This is a genomic window from Kribbella sp. NPDC055110 (assembly GCF_053607525.1).
Window position 1 is genome coordinate 145,629 of sequence record NZ_JBSGTS010000016.1, and the last position, 16,638, is coordinate 162,266.

The 16,638-nt window shown below is 67.7% G+C and carries 16 protein-coding genes; 7 read left to right on the top strand and 9 right to left on the bottom strand.

The features are described from left to right. Positions 1-71: 71 nt before the first annotated feature. Complete coding sequence (gene coaA, locus ACWF0M_RS24590) at positions 72-1,025, top strand: type I pantothenate kinase (protein ID WP_452238039.1); 954 nt, start codon at positions 72-74, stop codon at positions 1,023-1,025. A 113-nt stretch (positions 1,026-1,138) separates the two neighbouring features. Here coaA and ACWF0M_RS24595 read toward each other — a convergent pair whose 3' ends face one another. From ACWF0M_RS24595 to ACWF0M_RS24610, 4 genes are all read right to left on the bottom strand, one after another. Continuing rightward, positions 1,139-2,299, bottom strand: a complete 1,161-nt coding sequence (locus ACWF0M_RS24595; protein WP_452238040.1) for an MFS transporter — start codon at positions 2,297-2,299, stop codon at positions 1,139-1,141. Positions 2,300-2,395: 96 nt separating this feature from the next. Beyond that, entirely contained in the window at positions 2,396-2,860 is a 465-nt protein-coding gene (locus ACWF0M_RS24600; protein WP_452238041.1) for a hypothetical protein, read from the bottom strand. 49 nt (positions 2,861-2,909) lie between these two features. Further along, positions 2,910-3,095, bottom strand: coding sequence for a hypothetical protein (locus ACWF0M_RS24605; protein WP_452238042.1), 186 nt, complete (start codon positions 3,093-3,095; stop codon positions 2,910-2,912). Next, positions 3,092-3,478 carry a hypothetical protein gene (locus ACWF0M_RS24610; protein ID WP_452238043.1) on the bottom strand — a complete coding sequence of 129 codons (387 nt, stop codon included), beginning with the start codon at positions 3,476-3,478 and terminating at the stop codon, positions 3,092-3,094. The genes ACWF0M_RS24605 and ACWF0M_RS24610 overlap by 4 nt, the downstream gene beginning before the upstream one ends. Here ACWF0M_RS24610 and ACWF0M_RS24615 point away from each other — a divergent pair. The 6 genes from ACWF0M_RS24615 (at position 3,465) to murQ (ending at position 11,633) form a co-directional block, all read left to right on the top strand. Next, positions 3,465-4,094: a 4'-phosphopantetheinyl transferase family protein gene (locus ACWF0M_RS24615; RefSeq protein WP_452238044.1), complete on the top strand. Its 630-nt coding sequence runs from the start codon at positions 3,465-3,467 to the stop codon at positions 4,092-4,094. The two genes, ACWF0M_RS24610 and ACWF0M_RS24615, sit on opposite strands and share 14 nt — an antisense overlap. Before the next feature lie 103 nt (positions 4,095-4,197). Next, entirely contained in the window at positions 4,198-6,759 is a 2,562-nt protein-coding gene (locus ACWF0M_RS24620; RefSeq protein WP_452238045.1) for a glycoside hydrolase family 3 N-terminal domain-containing protein, read from the top strand. Between the two features lie 11 nt (positions 6,760-6,770). Continuing rightward, positions 6,771-8,045: an exo-beta-N-acetylmuramidase NamZ family protein gene (locus tag ACWF0M_RS24625; RefSeq protein WP_452238046.1), complete on the top strand. Its 1,275-nt coding sequence runs from the start codon at positions 6,771-6,773 to the stop codon at positions 8,043-8,045. Further along, positions 8,042-9,766 (top strand): serine hydrolase, encoded by a 1,725-nt coding sequence (locus ACWF0M_RS24630; RefSeq protein WP_452238047.1) that lies wholly within the window; start codon positions 8,042-8,044, stop codon positions 9,764-9,766. The genes ACWF0M_RS24625 and ACWF0M_RS24630 overlap by 4 nt, the downstream gene beginning before the upstream one ends. 35 nt (positions 9,767-9,801) lie before the next feature. After that, positions 9,802-10,689 (top strand): MurR/RpiR family transcriptional regulator, encoded by an 888-nt coding sequence (locus ACWF0M_RS24635; RefSeq protein WP_452238048.1) that lies wholly within the window; start codon positions 9,802-9,804, stop codon positions 10,687-10,689. Between the two features lie 59 nt (positions 10,690-10,748). Then, positions 10,749-11,633: an N-acetylmuramic acid 6-phosphate etherase gene (gene murQ / locus ACWF0M_RS24640; protein WP_452238049.1), complete on the top strand. Its 885-nt coding sequence runs from the start codon at positions 10,749-10,751 to the stop codon at positions 11,631-11,633. On the opposite strand, the gene ACWF0M_RS24645 is transcribed toward murQ, so the two are convergent. From ACWF0M_RS24645 to ACWF0M_RS24665, 5 genes are all read right to left on the bottom strand, one after another. Then, complete coding sequence (locus tag ACWF0M_RS24645) at positions 11,625-12,788, bottom strand: low temperature requirement protein A (RefSeq protein WP_452238050.1); 1,164 nt, start codon at positions 12,786-12,788, stop codon at positions 11,625-11,627. The genes murQ and ACWF0M_RS24645 overlap by 9 nt on opposite strands. 143 nt (positions 12,789-12,931) lie before the next feature. Next, entirely contained in the window at positions 12,932-14,023 is a 1,092-nt protein-coding gene (locus ACWF0M_RS24650) for a Gfo/Idh/MocA family protein (RefSeq protein ID WP_452238051.1), read from the bottom strand. Then, the gene (locus ACWF0M_RS24655; RefSeq protein ID WP_452238052.1) at positions 14,016-14,789 is read right to left on the bottom strand and encodes a ThuA domain-containing protein; all 774 of its coding nucleotides are present in this window, start codon (positions 14,787-14,789) and stop codon (positions 14,016-14,018) included. Before ACWF0M_RS24655 ends, ACWF0M_RS24650 begins: the two co-directional genes overlap by 8 nt. A 22-nt stretch (positions 14,790-14,811) precedes the next feature. Further along, positions 14,812-15,612 (bottom strand): carbohydrate ABC transporter permease, encoded by an 801-nt coding sequence (locus ACWF0M_RS24660; protein WP_452238053.1) that lies wholly within the window; start codon positions 15,610-15,612, stop codon positions 14,812-14,814. A 9-nt stretch (positions 15,613-15,621) separates the two neighbouring features. Then, positions 15,622-16,566 (bottom strand): carbohydrate ABC transporter permease, encoded by a 945-nt coding sequence (locus ACWF0M_RS24665; protein WP_452238057.1) that lies wholly within the window; start codon positions 16,564-16,566, stop codon positions 15,622-15,624. Positions 16,567-16,638: the final 72 nt, after the last annotated feature.

The window sequence follows — 16,638 nt, forward strand, 5'->3', positions numbered from 1 at the left end:
AGACACTCTGAGACCAAGGCCACGCCGTCCCGATGTGGGTGCATCCGCCACCGATGGGAACAATGGGCCACATGCTGCAGCCGTCGCGGGAGGTGACTCCCTACACCGAGCTCGATCGGGCCACCTGGGCGCAACTGGCCGAGACCACCATCTCCCCGCTGACGGCGGACGAGGTCGAGCGGTTGCGCGGTCTCGGCGACGAGATCGACATGGACGAGGTCCGCGAGGTCTATCTGCCGCTGTCGCGGATCCTGTCGCTCTACGTCCGGCATGCCCGCGCGCTGCACGCCGACACCGAGAGTTTCCTCGGCAAACCGGCCGAGACCCGCACCCCGTTCGTGATCGGGATCGGCGGATCGGTTGCCGTCGGCAAGTCCACGACCGCGCGACTGCTGCGCGAACTGCTGGCCCGCTGGCCAGAGCATCCGCGGGTCGCGCTCGTCACCACCGACGGGTTCCTCTGGCCGAACGCCGAACTCGAGCGCCGGAATCTGATGCAACGCAAGGGATTTCCGGAGTCGTACGACCGCAAGTCCCTGCTGCGCTTCGTGGTCGAGGTGAAGTCCGGGATCGACTCCGTCGAGGCGCCGGTCTACTCGCACCTGCACTACGACCGGATGGACGGCGTACGGACGACGGTCGAGCAGCCCGACATCCTGCTGCTCGAGGGCCTGAACGTCCTGCAGCCGGCGCCCCGGCACGCGGACGGCAAGAGCGGCCTCGCGGTCAGCGACTTCTTCGACTTCTCGGTGTACGTCGACGCGGCCGCCGACGACGTCCGCTCCTGGTACGTCGCCCGCTTCCTCAAACTCTGGGAAACAGCGTTCCGCAACCCGGAGTCGTACTTCGTCCGCTACGGCGAACTGAGCCGCGAGGAAGCAATCAAGAAAGCCGAGTCGCTCTGGGACGGCATCAACGGCCCGAACCTCCGCGAAAACATCCTCCCCACCCGCTCCCGCGCAACCCTAGTCCTCCGCAAAGGCCCCGACCACACCGTCCGCTGGGTCAGGCTCCGCAAACTCTGACCCACCCCCGCCGTCCGTCGAGTCGTGGAAATCGGCCGGCGACACGCCGCGTACGACAACCACAATCCACGACTCGAATTTCCTGGCGGTAGCCAATCGCCACGACTCGGCGGTCAGGAGCGGGCGCGCAGCGCCGGTACGACGGCCAGCGCGACAACCGCCGCCGTCAGGGCGAACGCGACCGGGTAGCCGGTGCCGCCGACGATCGCGCCGAAGGCCAGTGCGCCGAGTCCCCACCCACCGTCGTACGCGAGGTTCCAGAGCGCACTGACCTGCCCGAACCGGGACCGGTCGACGCGGTTGTACATCAGCGCCAGCGTGAGGTTCTGAGCCGCCCCGAACCCCGCCCCGAAGCAAACGGAACCGATCAGGATCGCGACCGCACTCGGCAGGAACACCAACGATCCAGCACCAACAGCAGCTAGCAGGAGCGCCGGTGCGAGCAACTTCGCCGGCCCGATGCGATCCGCGTACCGCCCAGCCAACCAACGCGCCGCCGGCGCCGCAATCGCCTGCACCAGAAGAGCTGTCGCAACAATCGACTGCCTGTCCCCCGCAACAGCCAGCGGCAGAAACGTAACGCTGATCCCAGCCGCAACAGTCACCGCAGCGAACACCAGCGTCGGCATCAACAACCCACACCGCCGTACCCCACCCAGCACCTTCACGTGCTGCTCCTCAACCGCAACCCGCGCCGGCAAACCGACCAACATAACGAGCCCCGCGAGCGAAGCGACCGCCGCCAGCACGAACAACGCACCGAACCCGATCACGTCGATCAGAAAAACCCCCAGCGGCAGCCCGATCACCGCAGGCACCCCCACCGCCACGCCGTACACCCCCAGCGCTTCACCCCGACGAGCCGGCGGCGTGAGGTCAGCAACCAACGCAACCGCCCCAACAACCAGAATCGCCAGCCCCGCCCCACGCACGATGCACACAGCGAGGACAACCGGCAACGACGCCGAAGCCAGCAACACAAGCGAAGGCGCCCCAAGCAGCACCAACCCAACCGCCAGCACCACCTGATACCCCCACCGCGCCAACATCCGCGGCACCACCAACTCGACCCCCACCGCAGAAAACATCATCGCCGCAGTAGACAGCCCCGCCCCAACACCCTCAGACCCATTGGCCGCCAAGTACATCGGCACCACAGATGTCAGCAGATACATACTCAGACCCGACCCGAACACCATCACCAGCACCCGCACAAACTGGCTGCTCAAGAGTGGACTGAGACTGACTGTCGGGATCTCACACGCGGCGCTCATACCTAAAAGCTAAAGCGATACCGGTACGCCCCACAGATCCAGTTCCCCACCACCAGAGAGGACCAGTTACCGCATCACTTTGTCGACAAACCAACGTCAGAGAGGCAGCGGCCGGAGGCGGAGAGCGTCCGGAACCTCGCCCGTGTCGTAGTACAGCGCGAACACCTCAGCGGCCTCCGCCGCCGAGAACACCTCGGACGAGTACACGCGCGCCTCACGGCCGTTCCATGGAATGACGACCTCGACTGGCGGCACTGAGTTGTCAGGCACCGCCCGTCCCACGACGTAGTGTCGCCGCCCCAGCTCCCCTGGTCGACGAATCTCCACAGTCATGCCGTCCGCCGAGCCGGCCACCTGGACGTACTCCTGCGGCCAGGCCGCGAGGTCGACACGATCGAACGGGACATCTCTGGGAAGTCTCCAGAGGCTCAGCGAGAAGCGAACCACGCCGTCGAGGAGGTTGAGCCGCTGCTCGATCACCTCCCGCGGCGACAGGTCCGGGTCGTTGACTTCACCATGAATCCGGCCGTTCATCGTCAGCGCATGAGTAACCCTCTTCACGGGACCTCACTTGATAGGTGGAAGTGATGGGCGCCGTCGAGCTGACCAACTACGACGTACGGACGGAGGAACTTGCTCGCCCCACCCATTGTCCAACGAAGAAATACACCACCTGACGCTGCGCGCGATCGTCGGAAAGGCCAGCCCCCTCCGTGAGGGAAACGAGCTTGTGCACGCACCTCACGAAGGTGTGCAGATCGTTGGCCAGCAGCCGGTCCGCGTGCTCGACGATCACGGCAACCTCCGCTGCACCCCGCGCGGCGAAAGCAGCGAGACCGCGTTGCCGGCCGCGTCGTACGAGGCAGTCCAGGTCCGGTCGGTCAGCGCGGGATGACTGGTCGTGGACGGTTCGATGACCTTCTCGGGCAGGCCGAGGGTGTTGACCGTGTAGGTGGTCGAGTTGCCGCGGCCGTCGGTGTAGCGGGTGCGGTTGCCGGCGGCGTCGTACCCGTAGGAAACGCCGATCTGCTCGATCGCCGACACCGGATCCACCTGCGCCGTCAACCGGCCGACCGCATCGTAGGTGTACGTCGACGCGCGGCTTCCGGACGCGGGAGTCGACGAGACCAGGTCGTACCCGAGAACCGTGGTACCGAGCGCGACATTGGACGCATTCAAGGTCTTCGACGCGGCCAACTGCCCGGCTGTGTCGTACGCCGCGACACTGCTGTCAGTGGAGCGGACCTTGGCGGGATACGTTCGGGGGGTGGGAGGTTTCGTCAAGGTGTGGGTGGCGGCGGGTGGTGGTGAGCCGCGGTCTGCGGCGCACGGGCTCCTGCTTGAGCTTGCGGGGACGTTTGTGGAGCGGCCCAGGTTGAGTCATGACGAGGCCGGTCGGCCACATATCCCCGGGCTGGCGGTGAGCGTCTCTTACACGCAGCGCCTGGTCGCCGTGGCTGCGGCATACGGCGGGCCGTTGGGGATTGATCTTGAGGAGGTCCGGGGGCGGGAGGTCGCGGGTGTGGCCCAGCGCTGGTTTGGGGTGCGGGAGTTGGAGTGGATGGGGCGGCAGGCCGATGAGTTGGTCGCGTTTCTGACGTTGTGGACGGGGAAGGAGGCGGTGGGGAAGGCGCTCGGGCTTGGGCTCGGGGAGGCGGGGTTGCGGCGGGAGATGCCGCTGGGGGGTGGGGTGGTTGAGTCCGCGCCCGGTCTGGTGGTGACGCACCACCAGTGGCCGGGTGTGGTGCTGACGGTGGCGGCGCCGACCGGCGACGTGGAGGTCACCGAGTCTTGACCCGCCGTGTGTGCGTGGGTAACTTTCGCGTCGCGGGGGAGTATCTGTAATTCAATTACTTTGGCGTTCGCCCCTGCCCGCCCGGACCGATTGGGTGACACCGATGGAACTGACCCGCCGCCAAACCCTCGGACTCGCGGCGGCCACCGTCGCTGGGTCGACGGTTGCCGCCACCACGACCGCAAGCGCGCACACCGATCCTTGGGTCCGCAACACCCTGCGCCGGATGACGCTGGAGCAGAAGGTCGGCCAGCTGTTCGTCTGCTACGCGTACGGGCCGGCGGCCGACACCGCCGACGCCCGCAACACCAGCCTGTACGGCGTGGCGACGCCGGCCGAGGTGGTCGCCAAGTTCAACCTCGGCGGCGTCATCTACTTCACCTGGACCGATTCGACGAAGGACCCGCAGCAGATCGCCCGCCTGTCGAACGGCCTGCAGCAGGCGTCGATGACGAACACGGGCATCCCGCTGCAGATCGGCACCGACCAGGAGTACGGCTCGGTGGTCCGCGTCGGACCGCCCGTGACCCAGTTCCCCGGCGGTATGGCGCTCGGCGCGACCCGCTCGGCCGCCTTCGCGCGCGAGGCGGGCGCGATCGCCGGTCGCGAGCTGAAGGCCCTCGGCATCACCACCGACTTCGCGCCGGACGCGGACGTCAACGTGAACCCGCTGAACCCGGTGATCGGCGTCCGCTCGGCCTCCTCCGACCCGACGCTGGCCGCGGAGCTCGTCGCCGCCCAGGTGAAGGGCTACCAGCGCGACGGCCGGATCGTCTCGACCGCGAAGCACTTCCCGGGCCACGGCGACACCGAGACCGACAGCCACGTCGGGATCCCGGAGATCCACCACACCCGCGAGGAGTGGACCCGGATCGACCTGCCGCCGTTCCAGGCCGCGATCCGGGCCGGCATCAAGTCGATCATGACCGCGCACATCGTCGTACCGGCGCTCGACCCGTCCGGCGATCCGGCGACGTTGAGCCGGCCGATCCTGACCGGGATCCTGCGTCAGCAGCTGCGGTTCGACGGCGTGGTGATCACCGATTCACTGGGGATGAAGGGCGTCAGGGACAAGTACGGCGACGCGGAGATCCCGCTCCGGGCGATCGAGGCGGGCGTCGACCAGCTGCTGATGCCGGTCGATCCCGGGCTGGCGTACAACTCGGTCCTCGACGCCGTCCGCAGCGGTCGCATCTCCGAGGCCCGCATCGACGAGAGCGTCACACGCATCCTCGCGCTCAAGCACGAGGGCGACCACCCGTACGTCGACCTGTCCCGCATCGCCAACATCGTCGGTACGCCGGCCAACCACGCCGCCGCCCAGCGCATCGCGGACCGCAGTACGACGCTCCTCCGCAACGACGCCGACCTACTGCCGCTCTCCCCCGCGCCGCGCAAGATCGTCGTCACCGGCTACAGCCCCACCAACCTGGCGACCGCCCTGCAGCACCGCGGCGCGACGACGATCGTCAAGGACACCGGCACCACGCCGACCGACGCGAAGATCGCCGACGCGCTGGCAGCCTCGGCCGCCGCGGACCTGACCATCGTGCTGACCAACAAGGCCTGGGACACCGAGGTCACCGACAAGCTGGCCAAGCAGCAGAAGCTCGTCAACGGCCTGCTCGCCACCGGCCGCCCGGTGATCGTCGTCCCGGTTCGCGATCCGTACGACGTCGCGTACTTCAACGCTCCGTCGACCACGCTGGTCACGTACGGCAGCACCGTGGTGTCGATGGAAGCACTCGCCAAGGTGCTGTACGGCGAGATCGCGCCGACGGGCAAGCTGCCGGTGGAGATTCCCGCCAAGCCGGACCCGAACAGCCCTGAGCCGGCGCCGGTGCTGCACCCGTTCGGTCACGGGCTCACCTTTGATCCGCGGGTGACCCGGCTGACAGTTGCCTCGTACAACATTCATGCGGGTGCCGGCGAGGACAACGTTTTCGACCTCGATCGGACTGCGCAGGCAATCAAGGCTTTGAACGCAGACATCGTCGGCCTGCAGGAGGTCGACGTTCACTGGGGCGACCGCAGCCAGTGGCTGGACACGATCGCCGAACTGGCCGCCAAGCTCGGGATGTACCCGGCGTTCGCGCCGATCTACGACCTCGACCCGCCCGCCGCTGGACAGCCGCGGCGCCAGTACGGCGTGGGCGTACTGTCGCGCTTTCCGTTGGTGCGGACCGAGAACCACCCGATCACCCGGCTGTCGACGCAGGACCCGAATCCGGTGCCCGCTCCGGCGCCGGGATTCCTCGAGGTGGAGGTCGACGTCCGTGGGCGTCGGGTGCACGTCTACTCCACCCACCTGGACTATCGCGGCGATCCGACCGTTCGCACCATGCAGGTCGCCGACACCGTCAAGATCCTGACCCAGGACCGGCGGCAGGATCTGCAGATCCTGGTCGGTGACTTCAACGCCGAGGCCGGCGCGCCGGAGCTCGCCGGGCTCTGGACGCGGCTGACCGACTCGTGGACGGCGGCCGGTGAGACGACCGGCGGACCGAACACCTACCCGGCGGTCGCCGCGAACAAGCGGATCGACTTCGTCACCGTCGGCAAGGGCCTGACCGTGCGGAGCGCCGAGGTACCCGCCGAGGTCCCGGTCGCCGAGGCAGCCAGTGACCACCGTCCGATGATCGCCGACCTCTCGTTCCGTTCCTGAGGAGACCTCTCATGAAGCGACGCAGCTTGCTCGCCGGCGCCGGTGCCGTCGCCGCCGCCCCGCTGATCGACGTACCTGCTGCACAGGCCGTGTCCAGCCGGAAGGTGATGACCGGCGCCGAGGTGCTCGCGAAGGACGGATGGCGCGCGCTGTCCGGTCAGAAGGTCGGTGTGATCAGCAACCCGACCGGGATCCTGCCGGACTTCACGCACGTCGTGGACACCATGCACGCGTCCGGCCAGGTCGACATCGTCGCGGTGTTCGGTCCAGAACACGGTTTCCGCGGCAGCGCGCAGGCCGGCGGTTCGGAGGGCGACCACGTCGATCCGCGCACCGGGATCATGGTGTACGACGCGTACGGCGCGAACGCCGACAAGCTGGTGAAGCTCTACACCCAGTCCGGCGTGGAAACCGTTGTCTTCGACATCCAGGACGTCGGCGCCCGGTTCTACACCTATATCTGGACGATGTTCGAGGCGATGCTCGCCGCGGTCCGCACCGGCGCCCGCTTCGTCGTCCTGGACCGCCCGAACCCGGTCGGCGGATACGCACGCGGCCCGATGCTGAAACCCGGCTACACCTCCGGCGTCGGCAAGAAGGAGATCGTCCAGCAGCACGGCATGACGGTCGGCGAGCTGGCCCGGATGTTCGACGCCGAGTACCTCCCGCTGGAACCGAACGGTGGGCGCCTCGAACAGCTCACCGTCATCGAGGCGAAGAACTGGAAGCGCGAGCAGCTGTACGACGACACCGGCCTCACCTGGGTGATGCCGAGTCCGAACATGCCCACCCCGGACACCGCGCTGCTGTACCCGGGTCTGTGCCTGTTCGAGGCGACCAACATGTCCGAGGGCCGCGGTACGACGCGACCGTTCGAGCTGATCGGCGCGCCGTACGTCGACTACAAGTGGGCGCAGGCGCTGCAGACCAAGAACATCCCGGGCATCGCGTTCCGCGAGGCGTACTTCACGCCGACGATCAGCAAGAACGCCAACGTCCTGTGCGGCGGCGTCCAGGTGCAGATCACCGACCCGCACCGGGCCGAGGCGATCACCGCGGCGACGCACATGATCGTCGAGGCCCGTAAGCTCTACCCCGAATTCACCTGGCGGGCGGAGACCCCACCCGGCCGGTGGATCGACCTGCTCACCGGGTCCGATCGGTTCCGGACCATGCTTTTGGCGGATGCGAGCGCCGAGCAGATCGTGGCAGCCTGGAAGTCCGAGACCGACGCCTGGACTGCTCGGCGGGCGAACTACCTTCTGTACAAGGGCGCGCACCGATGAGACGGGTCGCCGCGCTCACGATAGCTTCGGCGGTGATGCTGACGATGGGAACGCCTGCGGTTGCCGGCGGCAACAACTCCGGCAGGTTCGACCGGCCGTACGACTGCTACGCGCCGAAGACCACGCTGCTGCGCGACGCGACGCCCGCGAAGGCCGGTCTGGACCCCGCGCCGATCGATGCCGCGCTGGCCCAGGTCGCCGGCTGGACCCGGCCGAGCGGTGCGACGAAACCGCTGTACGCCGGTGCCGTGACGTTGCTCGGCCACGACGGGAAGATCGTCACCCGGACCGCGACCGGCCTGGCACTGAAGTACGCCGACGGGCAGGGCACCGAGCTGCCGCCGGACCAGCAGCTTCCGATGCGCACCGACACGATCTTCGACATGGCCTCGGTGTCGAAGCTGTTCACGTCGATCGTCGTGCTGCAGCTGGTCGAGAAGGGCAAGGTCGACCTGGACGCGCCGATCGCGACCTACATCCCGGAGTTCGCGGAAAACGGCAAGGAAACCGTTTCCGTGAGGCAAGCACTCACGCACACCAGCGGATTTCCATCCTGGCTCCCGCTCTGGAGCACCCAGCCGGACCCCGCATCCAGACTGCACAGGGCGCTGACCGCGAAACTGCAGAACCCGCCCGGTTCGACGTACCTCTACAGCGACCTGAACCTGATCGCGCTCGGCGAGCTCGCCCACCGGGTGACCGGGAAAACGCTGGACAAGCTGGTCGCCGACGGGATCACCAAACCGCTGCAGATGCGCGACACCGGCTACAACCCGGATCCGAAGAAGAAGCCGCGGATCGCCGCCACGGAGTACCAGTCCTCACCGCCGCGCGGCATGGTGTGGGGCGAGGTGCACGACGAGAACGCCTGGTCCCTCGGCGGCGTCGCCGGCCACGCAGGCGTGTTCAGTACCGCCGACGACCTGGCGGTCCTGGCGCAGACGTTCCTGAACGGCGGCAGCTACCGCGGCGCCCGGATCCTCAAGGAATCCTCGGTGACCGCGATGATCACGAACTTCAACCAGGGCTTCCCCGGTAACGACCACGGCCTCGGCTTCGAGCTGAACCAGCGCTGGTACATGGCCGGCCTGTCCGGACCGCGCGCGGCCGGTCACACCGGCTACACCGGTACGTCGATCGTGATCGACTTCGACTCCCGCTCGTTCGCGATCCTGCTGACCAATCGCGTGCACCCCAGCCGCAACTGGGGCAGCAACAACCCGGCCCGCCGCGCGGTCGCCCAGGGCCTGGCACTCGCCCTCGGCGTCGGCCCACGGCACGGCAAGGACGCCTGGTTCTCCGGTACGACGGACAACGCGACCAGCACGCTCGACGTCAAGGTCGCCGTACCCGCCGAAGGTGCGAAGCTCGCGTTCGACCTGTTCGTCGACACCGAGGACTCCGACCTGCTGTATCTGGAGACGTCCACGGACGGAACGACCTGGACGAAGGTTCCGTTCTCGGTCCGCGACCGGGGCTCGGTGATCGACACCGACGGCTCGATCAGCGGTTCGGGCAACCGGCACTGGCACCAGGTCACCGCCGACCTCGGACCGGGCGAGCAGACCATTCGCTGGCGCTATACGTCCGACCCGCTGTACCAGGGCCGCGGCGTGTACGTCGACGGTGTGAAGATCACGAGCGGGACTGGTCTTCTTCTCGACGGTGAACGAACGCCTGAATCATTTACCGCAACGGGTTGGAGACTTTCGCGTCGGTGACCCCATCTCGTGGTTCGTCGCCGTACCGTGCTGTTATGAATTCCACAACCTCTCCAGAACCCACGGGGCCGCTGCTGGTCCGGGTCCGCGCGGTGATGCCCGCGCTGGCGCCGGCCGAGCAGCGAGTGGCGAACGCGGTCCTCGCGGACCCGGGCGGAGTGGCGGCGATGACGATCTCCGAACTGGCCGAGGTGGCCTCCACCTCGGAGACCACGGTCATCCGGTTCTGCAAGCAGATCGGCGTCCCCGGCTATCCGCAGCTCCGTCTGCAACTGGCGGCCCAGTCGGCGCAGGAGAGCATCCGGCCGGAGGTCGGCGGGGACATCGAACCCGGCGACTCGCTGGCCGACGTGGTCAGCAAGGTCGCGTTCGCTGACGAGCGGGCGGTCCGCGAGACCGCGCAGCAGGTCGACGTGGACGCGCTGGCCAAGGTCGTCGACGCGGTGGTGAACGCCTCGCGGGTGGACCTGTACGGTTTCGCCGCGAGCGCGTTCGTAGCCCTTGACCTGCAGCAGAAGCTGCACCGGATCCGCCGGGTCGCGTTCGCCTGGTCGGACGTGCACATCGCGCTGACGAGTGCCGCGCTGCTCGGCGAAGGCGATGTCGCGATCGGCATCTCGCACACCGGCACCACGGTCGAGGTCGTCGAGGCGCTCGAGGAGGCGGCCAAGCACGGCGCCACCACGGTCGCGGTGACGAACTTCCCGCGCTCCCCGCTGGCCCGCACCGCGGATCTGGTGCTCACCACGGCCGCGCGCGAGACGACGTACCGCTCGGGCGCGATGGCCAGCCGGATCGCGCAACTGACCGTGATCGACTGCCTGTTCATCGGGGTCGCACAGCAGGTGCTGCCGGACGCCCGGAAAGCGCTGGAGGAAACGGCTTCCGCGGTCCGCGGTCACCGGCTGAAGGGTTCGGAGTAGCAGCCTGTCAAGATTCAACGGAATTGAAAATCCTTCAGTAGAAAACTAACATCGATCCCGTGACCTCACCGACCGAGCAGCGCAACCCGAGGACGCTGGCCATCGATGCGGTGGGCACGTCCGAAATCCTCCATTTGCTGAACAACGAGGACGCTCTGGTCGCCGGGGCCGTCAGCGCGGTGATCCCGGAGCTGACCAAGGCTGTGGACGCCGCCGTCGAGGCCGTCCGCGGCGGCGGCCGGGTGCACTACTTCGGCGCCGGTACGTCGGGACGCCTCGCGACCCTGGACGCCGCCGAACTGCTGCCCACGTTCCATGTCCCGGACGGACTGGTGGTCGCCCACCACGCCGGCGGCACGGAGGCGCTGCTCCGCGCGGTCGAGAACGTCGAGGACTCCGAGGAGGGCGGCGCCCGGGACGCGGCGGCCGTCACCGGTCAGGACCTCGTCGTCGGCCTCGCTGCTTCCGGGAGCACGCCGTACGTCGCTGGCGCTCTGAAGGCCGCCCGCGCGGTCGGGGCGGCCACCGTGCTGGTCACGTCCAACCCCGACGCCCCGCTGGCGCCGCTGGCCGACGTCGTGATCGCCGCGGACACCGGCCCCGAGGTGATCGCCGGCTCGACCCGGCTGAAGGCCGGCACCGCGCAGAAAATGATCCTGAACGCGTTCTCGACGACGCTGATGATCAAGCTCGGCCGCACCTGGTCCAACCTGATGGTCGACCTGGTCGCGACGAACAAGAAGCTCCGCGGCCGGATGCTCCGGATCCTCGCCGAAGCCACCGGCGCCGACGAGGCCGCCTGCGAAGCCGCCCTGGCCGAAGCCGAAGGCGAGCTGAAACCAGCCCTCATCCACCTCCTGACCGGCACCCCCATCCCGGCCGCCCGGGCCGCCTTGGACACAGCTCACGGCCGGGTAGCCACCGCCCTCGCCGAACTAGGCTGACCGCTCGACCGGTGGTCGCAGGACCAGCGTGACGACGATCAGGGCCATGAAAAGCGCGGTCAGCGCGAACGGGATCGGGATCAGCGGATCCAGCAGAACGAGTACTGCGCCTACCGGTACGACGACGTTGACCAGGCGGTCCGCGTTGTCGCGCAGGGCGATCCACCAGATGCCGACGACAAAGATCGCGATCGGGATCGTCACCGTGTAGGACGCCGCGATCTCACTCAGCTCGGTGTGGTGCGTGATGCTGTCGATCTCCACCTCGATCCCGGCCGAGAACGCACCGGCGGCCGCGAACACGAAGTAGTGCACGTACCCGTAGCGGATCGAGCGGCCGAACGACGTGATCGCGGTGTGGTGCGGCGGCCAGAAGTAGATCCACCAGAGCGCGGCTGTGACCACCAGCATGAGCACCGAGAGCGCGATCAGCTCGCCGAGGTGCTCGTGCTCATGGACGGCGTCGAAGATCGCGTTCGCCGAGGCAAGCAGGCTCTCGCCGAGCAGGATGAGCGTGAACAGGCCGTACCGCTCGGTGATGTGGTGCGGGTGCCTGGGCGTTGACCAGCGCCGCTCCGCCAGCAGCGGTACGGCGAGCTCGGCGAGCACGAACACGCACCAGGCGATGATCACCGTCGTACCGGACATCGCCAGCGTGGTCAGCCACAGCACCTGCACGATCGCGATCCCGCCGGCGTAGCGCAGCGTCACCGACCGGCTCTCCCCGGCCGAGCGGGATGCCCGTAGCCATTGGGCGATCATCGCGACCCGCATCACGACGTACCCGAACACCACCACGGTGAAGTCGTGGTCGGCGAAGACCGGCTCGATTCCGGCGGCCACGACCAGGACGCCGCTCATCTGCACGATCGTGAGCACCCGGTACAGCCAGTCGTCGGTCGCGAAGGACGTGGCGAACCAGGTGAAGTTCATCCACGCCCACCAAACCGCGAAGAACACCATCGCGTACGACATCACGCCGTCGGCGATGTGCTTCTCGGACAGCGCGTGGTGGAGCTGGGCCGCGGCGACGCTCACCGCGACCACGAACACCAGGTCGAAGAACAGCTCCAGCGACGACGCGGTCCGGCCCGGCTCGTGCGGATCCCGCGGCCGCATCGGAACCAGCCGTGACCGTGTCGTGGGAGGCGTCATGGCGGACAGATTAGACGGAGATGTCCACGGATGGGCGGAGCTTGCCGGCGGCGGCCAGGCCGGCGCGCCGGTCGAATGAAACACACCAGGCTTGGGGAGGATTTTCTGCCCGATTCGGCACAAGATCCTCCCCAACCTCGTCGTCAGGACTCGAGGCCGACCGCTTTCAAGGGGTTTGGCCAGGACTTCAGGGCGGCGTGCAAGGCGGGGTCCTGGGTGGTTGCCAGGGCCTCCTGGTAGGCGGCCGTGATGACGTCGGCGATGTCCGTGACCTGCCCGGTGTTCGCCGAGCGTACGGCGGCCTCGACCATGGCAATGCTGACGACGTTGGAGTGCACCTCGGACTGCGGGATCGTCGAGCTGCGGACCGCGTCGACGAACTCGACCAACGAGCCGGCGATCTCCTGCGGTTCGTCGGCCATCACCGCCGGGAGCGCCTCACCGGACGCGAGCTCGGCCACCGGTGCCTCGTCCCCGTCCCAGGTCGCCGTACCGCCGGGGGTGCTCGCGCGCCAGCGGCCGTTCCAGGACGTCTCCAGTCCCGGCGCGCACCAGCTGCCGGTGAAGGTGAAGCGGGTGCCGTCGGCGTACGTGAAGATCGCGGACGCGGCCGCGTTGCCGTCGAACCAGCTCCAGGGCGGGTTGTACGAGTCGCAGTACACCGACAGCGGCTCCGACCCGATCAGCTTGCGGGACAGGTCGAACTGATGAATCGCCATGTCGACAAGGAGCGGCTCGGCCATCCGCTCCCGGAACCCGCTGAAATGCGGAGCCTTGTAGAACTCGCAGGACAGCGTCCCGATCGGCCCGAGCTCGGCGAGCTGCCGCTGGAACGCGGCGACGGCCCGGAAATACCGGCGGGACTGTGAGACCATCAGCAGCTTTCCGCTCACCTCCGACGCCGCGACCATCTGCAGACACTCACGCACGGTCTCGGCCAGCGGTTTCTCGCACAGCACCGGAAGCCCGCGCAGCAAGGCGTCCACGCTCACCTTCGGATGCGCCTGCGGAACCGTCACGTCGATGACGGCATCGGCTCGATCGGCCAGTTCGTCGAGCGAGGCGGCCACCGGTACGTCGCCGAACCCGTGCTCGTCGGCCGCGCTCCGGGCCACGTCGACGTCGAGGTCGACGAGCCCAGCGAGGACGACGTCGGGGTTGGCGGCGATGGTACGCAACCAGGCGCGCCCCATCCCGCCGGCTCCGACCTGCAGCAGTCGCAAGGGTTCAGGCATCGGCAGGCTCCTCGATGGGTCCGGTGTACCCGTGTCCGTTGAAGAAGTCACCGGTCTCGTAGCGCAGCAGCGTCGGCACCGCGCGCTCCGGCCGGTCGGAACGGGCCCACGCGACACCGTTCGCGATCACCTTACGCACGTCCTTGTGGTGATACACCGGGTAGTCCTGGTCGCCGGGCGAGAAGTAGAAGATCTTCCCGTGCCCGCGGCGGAACGTGCAGCCGGAGCGGAACACCTCGCCGCCGGAGAACGACGACACGAAGACCAGTTCGTCCGGGACCGGGATGTCGAAGAACTCGCCGTACATCTCCTGCTGCTCGATCACGATCGGGTGCGGGACGCCCTGCGCGATCGGGTGCGTCGGAGCGACCGTCCAGACCAGTTCGCGGTCCCGCTCGCTGCGCCAGCGCAGGGTGCACGTCGTACCCATCAGCTTGCCGAAGATCTTCGACCAGTGGCCGGAGTGCAGCACGACCAGGCCCATGCCGGACAGCACGTGCTGGTACACGCGGTCGACAACCTTGTCCTCGACCTCACCGTGCGCGGCGTGGCCCCACCAGACCAGTACATCGGTTTCCGCCAGCACGTCCTCGGTCAGACCGTGTTCCGGCTCGTCGAGGGTCGTGGTGGAAACCTTGGCGTCCGGGATGTTCTCGGCGATCCCCGCCGCGATCGTGGAGTGCATGCCGTCGGGATAGATCTCCCGGACGTGTGGTTCGACCTGCTCGTGCCGGTTCTCGCCCCAGACGAGTACACGAATCGTCATAGTTCTTCCTTGTTTGTAAGGGTTATTTGACGGCCCCGCCGACGGCACCGGCGGCGATGTATTTCTGCGCGGCGATCAGCAGCACGATGGCCGGGACCGCCGACAGGACCGCGGTGGCCATCACCGCGTTCCAGTTCTGCACCTGCGTACCGAGGTACTGGTAGATCCCCAGCGTCACCGGCCGGACGCCGCCCTTCGTGGTCAGCGTCAGCGCGAACAGGAAATCGCTCCAGGAAAACAGGAAACTGAACAATCCCGCGGTGATCAGCGAGTTCTTGCTGATCGGCAGCACGATCGCGACGAACGCCCGGAACAACCCGGCGCCGTCCACCCGCGCCGCCTCCACCAGCGACGGCGGCAGCGAGAGCATGAACGACCGCAGGATCAGGATCGCGAACGGGATCCCGCTGCTGCAGTTGGCCAGGATCAGCCCCGGGATCGAGTTCAGCAGCCCGAGCCGTTCGTAGGCCGTGTAGAGCGCGTTCGCGATCACGATGCCCGGAATCATCTGCGAGATCAGGATCGCGAGCAGTCCGACCGACACCCAGCGGGACCGGAACTGCGACAACGCGTACGCGCACGGCGTCGCGATCGCCAGACTCAGCACCACCGTTCCGGACGCGATGATCATGCTGGTGACGAGGTTTCCGCCCTGCTCGTCGAGAGCGCGCTTGTAGCCGGAAAACGTCGGATGCAGCGGCAGGAAACCGGCCGTCAGGGTGTTTCCGGACGGCTGCAGCGAGGCGTTCAGCATCCAGTAGACCGGGAACAGCATCACGCACAGGATCAGAATCCCGACCACGGTGTACGTCGTACGTCGCATCACGCCTCCCTACTCGTCGACGGCGCGACGGGTGCCGCGCAGGTAGAAGATCGCGAACACGAACGAGATCGCGATCAGGATGTTGCTCAGCGCTGCGCCCTGCCCGAACCGGAAGTCCACGAAGGACTTCTCGTACGACTGGGTCGCCAGGGTCTGGGTCGCGTTGGCCGGTCCGCCGCCGGTGAGGCCGAGGATGATGTCCAGCACCTTGATCGTGTAGACGACGCCGAGCATCAGCAGCACGCTCGCGACCGCCCGCAGGTTCGGCCAGGTGATGTACCAGAACGAGCGCCACCCGGTCGCACCGTCCAGCTGCCCGGCCTCGTAGAGCTCGTCGGGGATCTCCGCAAGACCGGAGTACAGCAACGTCACGTTGAACGGGATGCCGATCCAGATGTTCACGCCGATCACCGCGATCAGCGCGACCGACGGCGAGTTCAGCCACGGCACCGGATCGTTGATCAGGTGCAGCCCCATCAGCGACCGGTTGAGGATGCCGCTGTCCTGCTCGAGGATCGACCGCCAGGTCGCACTCGACACGATCAGCGGCAACAGCCACGGCAGCAGGAGCAGCGAGCGCAGCAGCCCGCTCAACGGGAACTTCTTGTGGAAGAACAGCGCCAGCCCGAGCCCGATCGCGAACTGGAAGGCGATCGACCCGACGGTGAACAACGCGGTGTTCACCATCGCGTCCGAGAACAGCTTGTCCGTCACGACCGTGCTGTAGTTCTTCAGCCCGACCCACGGCGCGACCCCGGTGAAGAACGTCTTGAGCCCGTAGTCCTGCAGGCTCATCAACAGGTTCTTCACCACCGGGTAGCCGAACAACGCCAGCATCGCCACCGCGGCCGGTAGTACGAACAGCACCTTGGTGAGGGTCTCGCCGCGGTGGCGCCGGCCGCGCACCGTCGCGCGGGCGGCCCCCGTCGTACGTGGGTGCGGCACCATCCCCATAAGCCGCCCGACGCCGGCTTGTAGGCGGGCTGGGCCGGGGCCATAACCGTCAGCGCCCGCGGGATAGCCAGG

Excerpts from the sequence above, each read along its gene's own strand:
- ACWF0M_RS24620 (WP_452238045.1), top strand. The coding sequence starts at position 4,198 with ATGGAACTGACCCGCCGCCAAACCCTCGGACTCGCGGCGGCCACCGTC.
- ACWF0M_RS24645 (WP_452238050.1), bottom strand. The coding sequence starts at position 12,788 with ATGACGCCTCCCACGACACGGTCACGGCTGGTTCCGATGCGGCCGCGG.
- ACWF0M_RS24595 (WP_452238040.1), bottom strand. The coding sequence starts at position 2,299 with ATGAGCGCCGCGTGTGAGATCCCGACAGTCAGTCTCAGTCCACTCTTG.
- ACWF0M_RS24650 (WP_452238051.1), bottom strand. The coding sequence starts at position 14,023 with ATGCCTGAACCCTTGCGACTGCTGCAGGTCGGAGCCGGCGGGATGGGG.
- ACWF0M_RS24665 (WP_452238057.1), bottom strand. The coding sequence starts at position 16,566 with ATGGGGATGGTGCCGCACCCACGTACGACGGGGGCCGCCCGCGCGACG.
- ACWF0M_RS24635 (WP_452238048.1), top strand. The coding sequence starts at position 9,802 with ATGAATTCCACAACCTCTCCAGAACCCACGGGGCCGCTGCTGGTCCGG.
- ACWF0M_RS24655 (WP_452238052.1), bottom strand. The coding sequence starts at position 14,789 with ATGACGATTCGTGTACTCGTCTGGGGCGAGAACCGGCACGAGCAGGTC.
- ACWF0M_RS24625 (WP_452238046.1), top strand. The coding sequence starts at position 6,771 with ATGAAGCGACGCAGCTTGCTCGCCGGCGCCGGTGCCGTCGCCGCCGCC.
- coaA (WP_452238039.1), top strand. The coding sequence starts at position 72 with ATGCTGCAGCCGTCGCGGGAGGTGACTCCCTACACCGAGCTCGATCGG.
- ACWF0M_RS24630 (WP_452238047.1), top strand. The coding sequence starts at position 8,042 with ATGAGACGGGTCGCCGCGCTCACGATAGCTTCGGCGGTGATGCTGACG.
- ACWF0M_RS24660 (WP_452238053.1), bottom strand. The coding sequence starts at position 15,612 with ATGCGACGTACGACGTACACCGTGGTCGGGATTCTGATCCTGTGCGTG.